The sequence below is a fragment of the Micromonospora sp. NPDC048898 genome (assembly GCF_043198035.1).
Taxonomy (GTDB): domain Bacteria; phylum Actinomycetota; class Actinomycetes; order Mycobacteriales; family Micromonosporaceae; genus Micromonospora.
The window spans coordinates 1,315,906-1,329,145 of sequence record NZ_JBICUF010000001.1 but is presented as its reverse complement, the minus strand read 5'-3'; the positions used below and the strand labels follow the sequence as shown (position 1 = coordinate 1,329,145).

Annotated in this window: 8 protein-coding genes; 6 read left to right on the top strand and 2 right to left on the bottom strand. The window is 70.2% G+C overall.

Going from position 1 to position 13,240, the window contains the following annotated elements:
- Window positions 1–51 precede the first annotated feature (51 nt).
- On the bottom strand, window positions 52–1,488 hold the full coding sequence (locus tag ACGFIQ_RS06270) for a hypothetical protein (RefSeq protein ID WP_393239887.1): 1,437 nt from the start codon (window positions 1,486–1,488) through the stop codon (window positions 52–54).
- 671 nt (window positions 1,489–2,159) lie between these two features.
- Between ACGFIQ_RS06270 and ACGFIQ_RS06265 the strand changes: the two genes are divergently transcribed.
- The 6 genes from ACGFIQ_RS06265 (at window position 2,160) to ACGFIQ_RS06240 (ending at window position 12,644) form a co-directional block, all read left to right on the top strand.
- Entirely contained in the window at window positions 2,160–2,855 is a 696-nt protein-coding gene (locus ACGFIQ_RS06265; protein WP_393239884.1) for a hypothetical protein, read from the top strand.
- 52 nt (window positions 2,856–2,907) lie between these two features.
- On the top strand, window positions 2,908–3,426 hold the full coding sequence (locus tag ACGFIQ_RS06260; protein ID WP_393239881.1) for a SigE family RNA polymerase sigma factor: 519 nt from the start codon (window positions 2,908–2,910) through the stop codon (window positions 3,424–3,426).
- Window positions 3,426–3,923: a hypothetical protein gene (locus tag ACGFIQ_RS06255; protein WP_393239878.1), complete on the top strand. Its 498-nt coding sequence runs from the start codon at window positions 3,426–3,428 to the stop codon at window positions 3,921–3,923. Before ACGFIQ_RS06260 ends, ACGFIQ_RS06255 begins: the two co-directional genes overlap by 1 nt.
- Window positions 3,924–4,180: 257 nt before the next feature.
- Complete coding sequence (locus ACGFIQ_RS06250; RefSeq protein WP_393239875.1) at window positions 4,181–7,015, top strand: tetratricopeptide repeat protein; 2,835 nt, start codon at window positions 4,181–4,183, stop codon at window positions 7,013–7,015.
- A 311-nt stretch (window positions 7,016–7,326) separates the two neighbouring features.
- Window positions 7,327–8,259 (top strand): hypothetical protein, encoded by a 933-nt coding sequence (locus tag ACGFIQ_RS06245; protein WP_393239872.1) that lies wholly within the window; start codon window positions 7,327–7,329, stop codon window positions 8,257–8,259.
- A 29-nt stretch (window positions 8,260–8,288) separates the two neighbouring features.
- Window positions 8,289–12,644, top strand: coding sequence for a hypothetical protein (locus tag ACGFIQ_RS06240; RefSeq protein ID WP_393239869.1), 4,356 nt, complete (start codon window positions 8,289–8,291; stop codon window positions 12,642–12,644).
- A gap of 44 nt (window positions 12,645–12,688) precedes the next feature.
- On the opposite strand, the gene ACGFIQ_RS06235 is transcribed toward ACGFIQ_RS06240, so the two are convergent.
- Window positions 12,689–13,228 (bottom strand): hypothetical protein, encoded by a 540-nt coding sequence (locus ACGFIQ_RS06235; protein ID WP_393239866.1) that lies wholly within the window; start codon window positions 13,226–13,228, stop codon window positions 12,689–12,691.
- Between the last annotated feature and the right edge of the window lie 12 nt (window positions 13,229–13,240).

The window sequence follows — 13,240 nt, the reverse complement described above, 5'->3', positions numbered from 1 at the left end:
CCCACGTCGCGCTCGCGCGACGTGGGGAAAGAACGGATCACCCGGGTGGGATCAGGTGGTGGGGCGGCACAATGAGTTCTCGTTGGCGCTGCAGTCGGTCAGTTGCAGGGTGTCCACGTGCATGGTCAGGGTCGCCGGTTGCGAACCACCGGACGGTGCCACCACGGAGATCTGTACGGTCGCCGCGTTCGACGGTGCGACCGCTTGGTGGGACCACTCAAGCCAGTTCGACGTCAGGCCGAACGAGCTGCTTGTCGACGTGGACAGCAGCGTGCCGCCGGAGTTGTACCACCGCAGGCGCAGCGCGGCGGTGCCGGAGTCGGCGCGCAGCCGGACGAAGAACTTGTAGTTGTGCCCGACCGTCACCGACGGCTTACGGCTCACCAGCACCGACTTCTCCGCCGACTGCGGTGAGCTGACGAACTGCAGCGAGCGGCGGTTGTCGAAGTAGCGGGCGGAGATGCCGGTGAACGAGCCCTGCGGCGTCACCGAGATGGCGGCCCCGGAGCCGGAGGTGGTGAACCCGGTGGGGTTCGAGGTGCCCGGCGCCTGTGCCTCGATGGTCCGCTCCTGCGCGGTCAGCAGGTCGTTGTTGGCACCGACGTCGCAGCAGACCGGCGAGGTGAGCAGCGGATGCACCGCCGTGTTCCTCGTCGTCGTCGACGGGTAGTTGTCCACATAGAAGGACGCGCTGGTCTCGCTCGGGTCGTAGTTCTGGCGGTAGCCCATGTCGTAGGCCCACCAGTCGCCCCAGCACATGGTGATGTCGGGGCAGTACTGCTCGGCCTGCCAGTTACCGTTGGAGTCCTGCCAGACGTGCTCGGACATGTAGCCGTGGCCGGCGCCGAGCAGGTGCGTCACCTCGTGCCCGACGACGCCGCTGTCCCACACCTCGACGATGGAGACGCAGCCTCCACCGCCACTGGTCGGACACCAGTACGCCGAGGCGGATGGCGCCGCGAACTCCGTCAGGAGCACGTACCAGCGGTTGCTGTCGTCGTACCCCTTGGCCGTGAGCTCGTTCGCGATCGACCAGTAGTCGGTGTTCGGAGTGTCGATCTTCTCCGGCGTGACGATCGCCTGCGCGTACTGGTTGTACGTGCTGGTGGTCGTCGATCGGCAGCTGAACTTGAAGTGCTGGTCGTAGTTGCTGGCCTGGTCGAGCAGCCAGTCGACGCGGTCCATGACGCGGGCGGCGTGCTCGACGTTCGTCGAGTACTGGTTGCCGGTCGAGTCGTTCCACGCGTAGATCACCTGCAGGGCCGCCGGACTGTTGACCGGCGGATTCTTCGGGTCGGTGGCGGTCGTGTCGCAGCCAGCCCTGGGCAGGTTGGTGTTGTTCGGCTGCGCGTAGGGCAGGGTCGGCTCGCTGCCGAGGTTGGCGGCGTAGACCGGTTGCCCGGACGACACCACCACCAAAACGCTCACGAGCAGGGAGGCCAGCCCCAGACGGTGACCGCGTCGAATCCGGCGCCCGTTGCCAAGCATGCACATTCTCCCTTGCGTAGGTCGTTACCGTGGCGTGTCGTCGGGGTTTCGACCCGCCGGTTGCAGCAGACCCGATCAACCATATTGATCGCTATGTGTTCAAGCCAACACTCTTCGTTACGACCGACGGCGGCATCTCGTGGTCAAATAGGACCTCGGTGTGCCCCCGCCGCGAAGAACGGGGATCCCAGGACGAGGAGCGCCACCACCCCGGAGCCGATGCTCGTGGCTCCGCGCACGGTGCGCTCGCGGGTGGTCGCCTCGGGTAGGCCGTGCTTTCGATTTGCGGGCGAACCGGTGTTTGATCCGCGGCACCAGCGGTGTTCGGAATGCGGGTCGTCGGTGTTCGATTTGCGGGGGCTCACCGGCGGACTCACGACGGTGTTCATCGGCTGGTTGGCCCTGCTGGCGTCGGACCTGAACGCCCTCACCGAGATGGTCGTCCTCGGCTCGGTGGCGCTGACGGCCCTGCTGACCCTGAACGGAGTCGCGGTGGCGACGACGGCGGTGATGATCGCCGGCACGGGAGCCGCCTGGGCGAGGCGATGGTGGACCGTGCAGGGTCGCCGGACAAGGTCGGAAAATCTTTCTGGTCGACGGCAACCTGTGGGCGACGGATCGCATGTACCCGGGTGTAAGCGACGATCGCCACGATCCATAGGGGCCCGGAAATGTCTTCACGTCACCTCCTGCTGCCTTCCGTTGTCGCCGCCCTGGTCGGGCTCGCTGGTTGCAGCTCCACGGCGTCGCCCGGGCCGAGCCCAACCGCACCTGCTCCGACGTCGGCCGCCGGCACCATCGGCGCCTCGCCCACGGTGGCTGCCCCAGCAGTCGGGGGCGCCGACTGTCCGTCGGCGACGACCCTCCAGAAGTTGGTCGAGTTGCCGAAGGGTTGGACCTTCGGCGGTGTCCAGTGTGTGCAGGACTGGGCGGGTGCCGATCCGCAGGGCCCGAAGGCCGGGGACGGCGTGTACCTGTTCCACCACGTGGCCGGCACGGGCTGGCGGTACTACGACCAGGGCAGCGGATGGGACTGCGAGGATCTCGGCCTCACCGCGCCGGCGCCGTTCTGCATCTCGGATCCGGTGACGGCGACCAAGCCGGCGAACGGTACGGCCACGGTTGCCAGGTGCCCTTCGGCGAAGACGCTGGAGAAGTTGGTCGAGCTCCCGAAGGGTTGGACCTTCGGCACTGTCGAGTGTGTGCAGGACTGGGCGGGTGCCGATCCGCAGGGCCCCAACCCCGGGGACGGCGTGTACCTGTTCCGCTTCGTGGTGGGTACGGGTTGGAAGTACTACGGCGACGGCAGCGGGTACGACTGTAAGGATCTTGGTCTCGCCGAGCCGGCGCCGTTCTGCATCTCCTGACCGGGGTGACCTCGGTCGACTGACTGTGCTGCACACCCCGTACGGTGGGGGTATGGCGGAGGCCATAGACGATCTTTTCTGTGAGTTCGTTCGGGCCCGTTCGTCGGCGTTGTTGCGGACGGCGTTCCTGCTGACCGGTGATCGGCATCTCGCTGAGGATCTGGTCCAGGATGCGTTGGCGCGTACCCATCGGGGTCGGCGTCGGCTGGATGATCCGGGGCACTTCGAGGCGTACACCCGTACCGCGATGTATCACCTGCACGTGAGCTGGTGGCGGCGCCGCCGGATAGTCGAGTCCCTGCCCGGGGAGTTGGCTGACGTGGTGCAGCCGGGTGGTGATCATGCTCGGCGTACGGATCTCAAGGTTGTCCTGTACCAGGCCCTCGCCCAGCTCACCAGGCGGCAACGGGCGGTGCTGGTGGTGCGGTTCTTCGAGGACCGTAGTGAGGCTGAGGCCGCGGAGCTGCTGCAGTGCTCGGTCGGCACGATCAAGAGTCAGACCAGCAAGGCGCTGGCCCGTATGCGGCAGATCGCGCCGGAGTTGCTCTCGGCCGTGCTGGAGGAGGCCTGATGACCGACGACCTTGGGCCACTGCGTCAGGCCATGTCCGAGCTGAGCGAGTACGGCGGCACCGCCGACATGTACGAGCGTGCCCTGCGTAAGTCGCGGCAGTCGCAACGGCGGATGGCGGTCGGCACCGGCGCCGCGGCCGCGGTGGTGGTGTTCGCCATCGGCGCCACGGTCGCCGTCGCCACCAGCCACCGACCCGACCCGTCGACGCCGCCGGCAGCCACTCCCACCGGTGACCGATCCCAGGATCCTGGTTGTCCGTCGGCGCAGACCCTCGGGACCCTGGTCGAGCTGCCGGCGGGCTGGTCCTTCGCCCCCACCGGGGTGGAGTGCGTCGAGGCGTGGGCCGCTGCCGACGTGCGGCGCCCGGACACCACAGGCGTCAGCTACCTGTTCCACTACACGGCCGGTGTGGGCTGGCGATACCACGATCAGGGCGTCGAGTGGAGCTGCGCGGACCTCGGCCTGACCCAGCCGGCGTCGTTCTGCACGTCCTGACCGCCTGCCTGGGAGTCCCCGGCGGACGTCACCTGATGGGTCTGAGCATCAGTCGCCCATGCTCAACGCCGTCGCAGTGTTCGGGACTGTTCGGCACAACTCGAATGCCTTGCCGACGCAGGCCGCTTGACGCACCCTATCCGCGGAACCGACGGCCGCCCGCCCGCCAACCGGACGGAAGGAGTCCAGCGCCCGGCCGAAAGAGAGCCAGGAACCGCACCTGCCGTCGACGCCGCGTACGCACAGGGGAGGCGCAGTTGAGCGAGTTGTACATCGCGGTGCTGGGGCCACTACGGATCCAGGTCGGCCAGGCGACGGTGCGGATCGGGCCCCGGCTGGCGGCGCTGCTGTCGGTGCTGTTGCTCGAGGCGGGCAAGCCCGTCCCGGCGCAGCGCCTCATCGACCTGCTGTGGGACTCGTCGCCATCGGACAGTGCGCCAGTTACGCTCCGCAGCCACGTGTCGCACCTGCGGCGGGCGCTGACGCCACAGCGGCCGCCGAGCGGGGGAGGTGTCCTCGTCACGGTCGGCAGCGGTCGAGGTCTGGCCTACCGACTCGACCTGGCGGCCGAACAGGTCGACGTGCACCGCTTCGAGGAGGCCTGTGCGCAGGGCCGTCGACTGCTCGTGGACGGTGGCCTGGAGCAGGCCGAACGGGCGGCCGGGCTGATCGGCGCGGCCCTGGCACTGTGGCGCGGACCGGCGTATCCGGAGGTGGCGGACCGGCCGTTCGCGTTGCCCGAGGTGGCCCGGCTGGAGGCACTGCGCCGCTCGGCCCGCAATGGCCATGCCGAGGCCCTGGTCGCGCTGGGCCGGTACACCGAGGCCGTCGGAGACCTGACCCGGCTGGTTGAGGAGGAGCCGTACGACGAGGGCGCCCGGCGGCTGCTCGCCTCGGTGCTGCACGGCCTGAGGCGTACGGATGAGGCCGTGCGGGTCTGCCGCACCGGGTTGACGCTGCTGCGGGGCCGTGGCCTGGACGCGCCGGCGATACAGCAGCTGCTGCGCTCGATTCTTGACGGCGAGGCACCGCTGACAGCCAACGGGCGACCTGGCACCGACGCCGGTCCGGCCCGCGCCGCGCGGGTCGTCTGCCTGCTGCCACCCGATCCGCCGCGGTTTGCCGCCCGGGCCGCCGAGTTGGCGCACGCGGAGCAGGCGATCCGTGCGGGCGAGAACCCCGCCACGGTCGTGGTGACCGGGCCGGCCGGGGTGGGCAAGACGACCTTCGCCGTCCGGTTGGGACACGCCCTCGCGGACCGGTTCCCAGACGGAAACCTCTACGTCGACCTGCGTGGCTTCGACCCGAACGGGCCCGTCACGACCACCGCCGAGGCGTTGCGTTGCTTCCTGGACGCGCTGGGTGTGCCCGTACACCGGCTGCCCGCGACCACCGAGGCGCGAGCCGGACTGTACCGCCGGCTGTTGGCCGACCGGCGCATGGTGGTCGTGCTGGACAACGCCCGGAACGCGGATCACGTCCGGCCGTTGCTGCCCGGCGCGGCCGGCTGCGCGGTGGTGGTGACCAGCCGCGACCAGTTGGCCAGCCTGGTCACCGTCGACTGCGCCCGGCCGATCGCCCTGGGCGTGCTGTCGGCCGCCGGCTCCCGGGAGCTGATCCGCCGCCGCCTCGGCGCGGCGGCACTCGACGCCGAACCGGAGGCTACCGACGAGATCGTCGCCTCGTGCGGCGGGCTACCGTTGGCGCTGGCCATCGTGGCCGGCCGCGTCGCCGCCGACCCCGACGTCGCGCTGGGTACGCTCGCCCGCCGGTTGCGGGCGGCACGGGGTGGCCTCACCGAATTTGCCAGCACCGACGCCGCTGCCGACGCACGGTCGGTGTTCTCCTGGTCCTACCGCACGTTGGATGCCGGACCCGCGCGGTTGTTCCGGTTGCTCGGGCTGCATCCCAGCGCGGGTGTGACCGCCTGCGCCGCGGCGAGCCTGGCAGGCCTGCCGCCGGAGGTGGCCACGGAACACCTGGCCGTCCTGGTTCAGGCGCACCTGGTCACCGTGTCCGGGGAAGGCCGGTACCTGGTGCATGACCTGCTGCGCGGTTACGCCGCCGAGCTGGTCGCGGCCGACCTCGCCGCACACCGGCACGCGGCGCTGCGCCGGGTGCTCGACCACTACCTGCACAGCGCCGTCGCCGCCGACCGGCTCCTGGTGCCGGCCCAGGATCCGATCGCGCCGCCCCCGGGCCCGCCGGCCGCCGGGGTGACCGCGGAGCCGCTCGGCGACAACCAGCAGGCCCTGGCCTGGCTCACGGCCGAGCACGCGACGCTCGTCCACGCGTGCGACTGGCCGGTCCGGGCCGGTCTCGACACCCATGCGTGGCAGCTCGCCCTGGCCCTGTCGACCTATCTGGAGGATCAGGGCCACTGGTCCGACTGGGCCACCACCCAACAGCTCGCGTTGACGGCGGCGCGGCGCGCGGCCGATCCGGCGGCTGAGGCCGGAGTTCACTACCACCTCGCCCGCGCCTGCCAGCGACTCGGCCGCCATGACGACGCCCACGACCACTACCGGTCCGCGCTCACCGGATTCGCCGCGGTCGGGAACCGTGTGCACGAGGCGCACACGCACCGGGGCCTGGGCGGGCTGTTCCAGCGGGAAGGCCGCGCGGAGGAGGCGCTGGGCCACGTCCGCCGGGCACTCGACCTGTACCGCGACGTGGGTCACCAGGCCGGGCAGGGGATGGCGTTGAACAACATCGGGTGGCTGCTCGCCCAGCGGGGTGAGTTCCCGTCGGCCCTGACGTACTGCCGACGGGCTCTCGCCGCGCTGCGGGAGGTCGGTGAGCGCCACGCCGAGGCCGCAACCTGGGACAGCCTCGGCTACATCCAGCACCGGCTGGGTCAGCGTCGGCGGGCGATCACCTGCTACCAGCGGGCCCTGGCGCTCTACGAGGACCTCGGTGACCGCTACGGCATGGCCGAGACCTGTCGCGATCTGGGCGACGTCCAGGCCGGTGTCGGGGACCGGGCGGCGGCCATCCGGTCCTGGTCGCAGGCGTGGCGAATCCTCGACGAACTCGGTCATCCCGAGGCCGACGAGCTGCGGGCCCGGCTGGACGTACCGCCGGTGAGCTGAACCTCGGCCCTCGCCGAAGGGCTTCCACCCACTTTCCACAGCGGCGGTCAATCATCACCTCGGGCCGGTCGCTTCCGCCGGCATCGACGCGGCGCAGGGTGGGGGATGCGGTGTTTCGGTTACCAGTGAGTTGGGTCGGTAGGGCTGTCGGCACGATCGCGTTGTGCGGTCTGCTGGCCGGGATGGGCGTTGTTCCGGCTGCCAATGCGGCAGGTCCCGTGACGGTGAGCGGGCCGGACGCCACGTTGCCGATGACTGGCACTCCGTCGACCCCGCTTGTGGTTTCCGGCGCGGCGGCCGGGACGGGGCGCATGACGGCGGCCGGTGGTTTCTCGAACTGGAGCTACTTCAACAAGCCGTTCAATGACAGTCGATGCAAGTACCAGAGCGTGTCGGTGGCCCGCATGCCGGAGAACAACCGGCTGGACGTGTTCGTGCACCTCTTCTGCGACATCCCGAACACCGCTCAGGCCTACACCTTCCAGGCTGTCCTCATCGGAGACACCTGGCACGGGTGGTACGGGATCATGACTCCGTCGTACGGCTACCTCGGCACGAGTGGGCCGAGCGCCACCTTCGCGAACCAGGACCGGCTCGACATCTTCGGCCAGAGCACCGACTCCCGGCTGCTCCAGTGGGGTTGGCAGAACCCCGACTGGTTCGGCTTCTACGACCACGGTGCCCCCAAGCCATCCGGTTACCACGAGGTTCTCACCAGCGGCCCGGCCGCCACCTGGACTCGCAACGGCAGCCAGTTGCACGTCTTCGGACGGGGCCCCGACTACAAGCTGCACTACACGAAGTACACCGCCGCCGGCTGGGAGAACTGGGTCAAGGTCGACGCCAACCTCAACAGTGAACCGAGCGTCGCCGCGCACGCCAACGGCAACCGGATCGACGTGTTCTACCAGGGTGGCGACAACGCGGTGTGGCAGGTGTACCACCTCGAGAACGGCGGTTGGCAGCCGCGGGTCTCCCTCGGCGGAAACATCACCTCTCCGCCGACCGCCACCTGGGTGCCGAACGGCAGCCGGCTCGACGTCTTCGCCCGCGGCACCGACGGTTACCTGTACCAGAAGTTCTGGACGGCGGGCGGCGGCTGGAGTGGCTGGTTCAACCTGGGCGGTCAGATGGAGTGGGGCAAGGCGCCCGCCGCGTCCTGGCGCAGCGACGGGAACCGGTTGGACATGTTCGTCATCACCCCGGACGACAGGCTGGCCAAGAGCAACTGGATCTGCTGCTGATTCCGGATCGCGTGTAGGGAGGGGTTGGCGTGCACATCCGTCGTAGTCGCCAGGCGCGGGCGCTCACAGCCCTGGCCGTCGCCGCACTGCTCGGCCCGTCGGCCACCCCGGCCCAGGCGCGGCCCGGTGCCGTACCCGCGCCAGCCGGGCGGCCGGCCTCCACGCCGCACGTCCCCGAGCGGGACCGGGCCGCGGTGCTGGGCGCCGGATGGCGCGGCTCCACCGACCGCGCCCTGGTCGGCTCCGGCGACGCGGACGGGTTCCACCTCCTCGTCGCCGACGCCGCCCAAGGGTACGGCTGGTCGACGCTGGCCACCCTCTCCGAACCGGGACTGGACACGGACCGGTGGATCGGCAACGTCTGTGTGACCGGCTCCGGCCGGAGCGCGGTGGTGGTCTACGCGCCGCGAACCTTCACCAACCGGGCGGACCTGTTCGGCCGGGGCGGGTTCACCGCCGTGGTCGACCTTCACACCGGGGCGGTGCGAAAACTCCCTGTCACCTCCAGCCTCGCCTACTTCAATCCTGGCTGCGGCGCAGGGGAGAAGGCCGTCCTCACCCAGGCCGGCGGCGACGAACTGGACCGGACCCGGCTGATCGAGGTCGACACTGTCACCTCCGCGCTCGGCACCCCCGTCGAGGTCCCCGGCGAGCTGACGTCGCCGGTACCGACAGCGGGCGGGATCGTCGCCGCCGACGCGGGGGCGGTGGTCCGGGTGGACGGCGCGGGACGTCGCCGGGTGCTGACCGCCGCCACCGGTGTTCCGTTCCGCCTCGCCGCAGACGCGGACGGCGGTGTGGTGTTCATGGAGCGCGCCGGTACGGACCGGGTCCTGGTGCGGCGGGCTCCGACCCGTGGGGTGACCACCGGGCGGGCGGTCGCCGCGACGCTGGCGACCGGCCGGCTCACCGACCTGAACGTGACAAGTGGCCGCGGCGGGCGGGTGTTCGTCGCCGGCGTCGGCAAGCTCGACCGGGGGCTGCGGGCCGACACCGGTGTACCCGGCGTGTCCCTGGTGGACGTGCCGGCCGGCGCCCAGCTCTCACTCTCCGGCGAACTCGCGATCACCTCGGTGCTGCCGGCCGGCACCGCGAGCGCCGAGGCCGGGTCGGCCGGGCAGGTCAAGCTGACCCCCGAGATGGATTCGACCCGACCGGGCCACGCACCGGGGCGGCAACCGTTGACGATCGCGGCCACGTCGCTGACCACCGGCCGCGCCGCGAGCTTCCTCGTCTCGGCCCAGGAGCCGGCAGCCGGACGGACAGCCGACGGCGGCCGGCAGCTCAGCCCAGCGGTACGGACCTCGGCGTCACCGGCGACCCGGCGGTTGTCGGGCGACCCGAACGATCCGGGCGCTCTCGCCGAACGGGTGTGCGCGGTTCCCCGCAACGACCCCGCGAACCAGGCCGTGCAACCGAGGCCCCGGCAGGTGGAGTGGGCCGTCGACCAGGCCGTCCGGCACGCGTTGACGGTGCAGCGACCAGCCAACTGGAAGAACCTCGGCATGCCGGCGTACACCCCGCAGGGGCTCTTTCCGCCGGTGCCACTGGTCGGGGGTGGTTACGTACCCGCCCAGGTGATGCTCGGGGTGGCGGCGCAGGAGTCCAACCTGTGGCAGGCGCCGCGCTTCGTCGTACCGGGCGTGACGGCGAATCCGCTCATCGGGAACTACTTCGGCGTCGACATCTACAACAGCGACGAGTCCGACGACTGGACGATCAACTGGTCCGAGGCCGACTGCGGCTACGGCGTGACGCAGGTGACCGACGGCATGCGCCTGGCCGGGCGGGAACGACCGGGGGAGACCGCGCTGCCGTATCAGAAGCAGCGGGCTGTGGCGCTCGACTTCGCCGCCAACATCGCGGCCGGGCTGCAAATCCTCCAGCAGAAGTGGAACCAGGTCAGGTCCGCGGGAATGACACTCAACAACGGCGACCCGGCCAAGCTCGAAAACTGGTTCTACGCCGTGTGGGCGTACAACTCAGGCTTCTACCCGGACAAGGGCGACGGGTCGCCCTGGGGGCTCGGCTGGGCGAACAACCCGGCCAACCCGCGCTACCCCGCGAACCGCACCGCGTTCCTGGACGTGTCCTACGCCGACGCCGCGCATCCTCAGCACTGGCCGTACCCGGAGAAGATCATGGGCTGGGCCGGCCACCCGGTAGAGGTCCTGGACGCGCCGAACACCCTGGTCTCCGGATTCCGCCCCGCCTGGTGGAACGGCACCGCGACGACCGCCCCGCAGAACCGCAGCGCGGTGAAGCCGCCGGTGAACCAGTTCTGTAACGCCTCCAACCAGTGCGAACCCGGGCAGGCGTACCCGCCCGACGCCCCGGACGTCATCGGTGAGCCAGCGGGACCGTGCGCCCACCGGGACAGCGCCGGCCGGATCGACCTGCGCTGCTGGTACCACCAGTCCAGCACCTGGAAGTGGGACTGCTCGTACAGTTGCGGCAACGAACTGCTGCGCTTCGACCCCGGGTACGCGTATCAGGAGGATGGCACGGCCTACCCGCCGAGGTGCACCCTGGACGGACTGCCGGCGAATGCGCGGATCGTCGACGACGTGCCGGACGGGACACCCGCGGTCCGGCCCAACTGCGGGCGTCCGTGGAACAACGCGGGCACGTTCAGCCTCACCTTTCCGGCGGACGCCACCGGCCAGTATCCCGGCAAGATAGACACCCATCAGCTCGGCGGCGGATTCGGCGGGCACTTCTGGTTCACCCACACCAGGACCGCCGACGACGAGGACGGCAAGCTCGCGGTCACGGCGAAGTGGCGGCTCAGCACCTCGCACAACGGGCCGATGCGGATCATGGTCGCGTTGCCGGACCACGGCGCGCACACCGCCCAGGCGCGGTACACCGTCCGGACCGCGCAGGGGAACCGCACCCGCACGCTCAAGCAGCAGGGCAGCGCCAACCGTTGGGTTCCGCTCGGCACCTATCTGTTCAACGGCGTACCCGAGGTGACCCTGAGCTCGGTCACCCCGGACGGTGACGGCAGCGACAACATCGCCTTCGACGCGGTGGCCTTCGTGCCGGTCAGCGGCACCTACCGCGAGGAGTCCGTCGAGGCGGTCGCCGTCTTCGACGAGAACCAGAACGTCGACGTGTCCGCCCCGGCCTCCTGGATCTCCGGTCCGATGGCGGGCCAACAGGCGCTCTACGACTGGGCGCTGCATCGCAGCGGCGACCTCCTGGCCCTGCCGATCTGCTCGGCGCCGCCGACCGGACAGTGCGTGACCACGCAACTGCGCCAGTTCGCCCAGAGGTGGCGGGACGAGGCGCTGGCGGCCGGGACCGACCCGGTGAACCACCCGCCCGGCAACAGCGTCGGCCTCTGGCTCGGAATCGCCCAGCCCTACACCGACCGGCCGACGAGCAGCCAACGACCTGCCCACTTCGACGACGACGACCGGATCAAGAACCGGGTGAAGGCGACTGTCTCGTTCGTCGTCGGTCCCGACGGCTTCGTGATCCCGGGCAGCGAGTCCGCGACGTACGAGCATCGCACCGGCAACACCCACCTGCCGCGGTTCGTCCGCGACCTGTTCGAGTCGATGCGGCACAGCTTCGGGATCCAGCCACCGAATCTTGAGTACACGTTGCCGGACCTCAACGCCCACGACGGAGGGCTGACGACGGCGAATCCGGCCGTCGACGGGGAGTTGCCCGGCCGGGCCTACGCCTTCGCCGGCCGAGCGCCCGCTCTGGTCGACGCCACCGGCGCGCGCTCGGACGCGCAGGCAACCTGCGTCGTCGCACTCACCACCGGCGGCGGGTCGATCGGCTACCGGCCGATGCTCGGCACGTCCGGGCCTCCGACGGCGATGGCCGACTGGGTGGGCCAGATCAACGCCCACCCGGTCGCCGCGCAGTCGGTCCGGGACCTCGCCGACGACATCCGGCGGCTCTTCTTCGATGCGGGTCTCGCACCGGGCGCCGACGCGAGCAGCTTCGTCCACGCGCCCCCGATCTGGCAGGAGCTGCACTTCAAGGCGTGCGCGAACGGGACGATGCAGCGGGTCGGCGACCTGCCCCTGCTGCGGTCGAGTTGGATGCCGGACCAGTACCTGTACCGCAACGGCTCCGCCATCAACCACGACGGCCAGGCCACCGCCAGCAGCCTCCCGCTCATCCGGGGTGACTTCCAGATGTTCAGCAAGCTTCCCGACCTGCCGGGCAACCCCTGGTCACCCAGCCCGTTCGGCCAGTGCAACGAATTGACCGGCCAGTCCGGGAACCCCTGGGACATGTCCCCGTTCCCGTCGGTGGAGCAGCCGATCCCGGCGCCTCCTGCCGCGAACCCGGACCGGGCGCACTTCTGCCTCAACACGACGCTGCCCAGTGACCCCGGGCACAGCAGTTACGGCGGTTGACGGCCGGGTGGGCCCTCCCACCCGGCCGTTGCGACGTCAACCCGTCAACACGGATCGATGTAGTAGACGGGGTCCCAGTCAACGCGAACGGGATCGGCGCTCGGCGCGATGGTCCTCTCGGTCGACTTGTCCTGTCGTTTCAAGATTGCGCGTGGAGCCGGATTGCCGGTCTGGCTGTTGGCGACGGCACCGTCGCCGATGAAGTTGGACAACGAACGTTCCGAGCAGGCGTAGAGATAGTAGACAGTGTGCAGGCCGTTGCCCTCACCCGCGGCGAGGCAGAGGAATTTGCTCGGACAGTCGTTGATGAGGCGGTTCCGGTCGGCCAGGCGCTGATTCCCGTACCGGAGTTCCCTGTTGTCGGGAAACCATGGCTCCACCCATGGCACCCAGGCCATTGGCGCGGCGACGGGCGTGCTCACCCGCTCCTGGCCCGGTTTTCCCGCTGCCTGCGCTGCCGGAGCGGCCACCGAGGAGGCCGTGAGCAGAACGATGAATGCCGCGACGACGGTTAACGCCCGACTGCGCGGTCGGCCGAATTCGCGAGGACGCTCGCCGGGCAGCTCTCCTCGTGGTGCATGCATGCGTTTCCCCAT

Bases quoted from the DNA above. Each gene is read 5' to 3' on its own strand.
- ACGFIQ_RS06245 (WP_393239872.1), top strand. From the start codon at position 7,327: ATGACGGCGGCCGGTGGTTTCTCGAACTGGAGCTACTTCAACAAGCCG.
- ACGFIQ_RS06270 (WP_393239887.1), bottom strand. From the start codon at position 1,488: ATGCTTGGCAACGGGCGCCGGATTCGACGCGGTCACCGTCTGGGGCTG.
- ACGFIQ_RS06260 (WP_393239881.1), top strand. From the start codon at position 2,908: ATGGCGGAGGCCATAGACGATCTTTTCTGTGAGTTCGTTCGGGCCCGT.
- ACGFIQ_RS06265 (WP_393239884.1), top strand. From the start codon at position 2,160: ATGTCTTCACGTCACCTCCTGCTGCCTTCCGTTGTCGCCGCCCTGGTC.
- ACGFIQ_RS06235 (WP_393239866.1), bottom strand. From the start codon at position 13,228: ATGCATGCACCACGAGGAGAGCTGCCCGGCGAGCGTCCTCGCGAATTC.
- ACGFIQ_RS06255 (WP_393239878.1), top strand. From the start codon at position 3,426: ATGACCGACGACCTTGGGCCACTGCGTCAGGCCATGTCCGAGCTGAGC.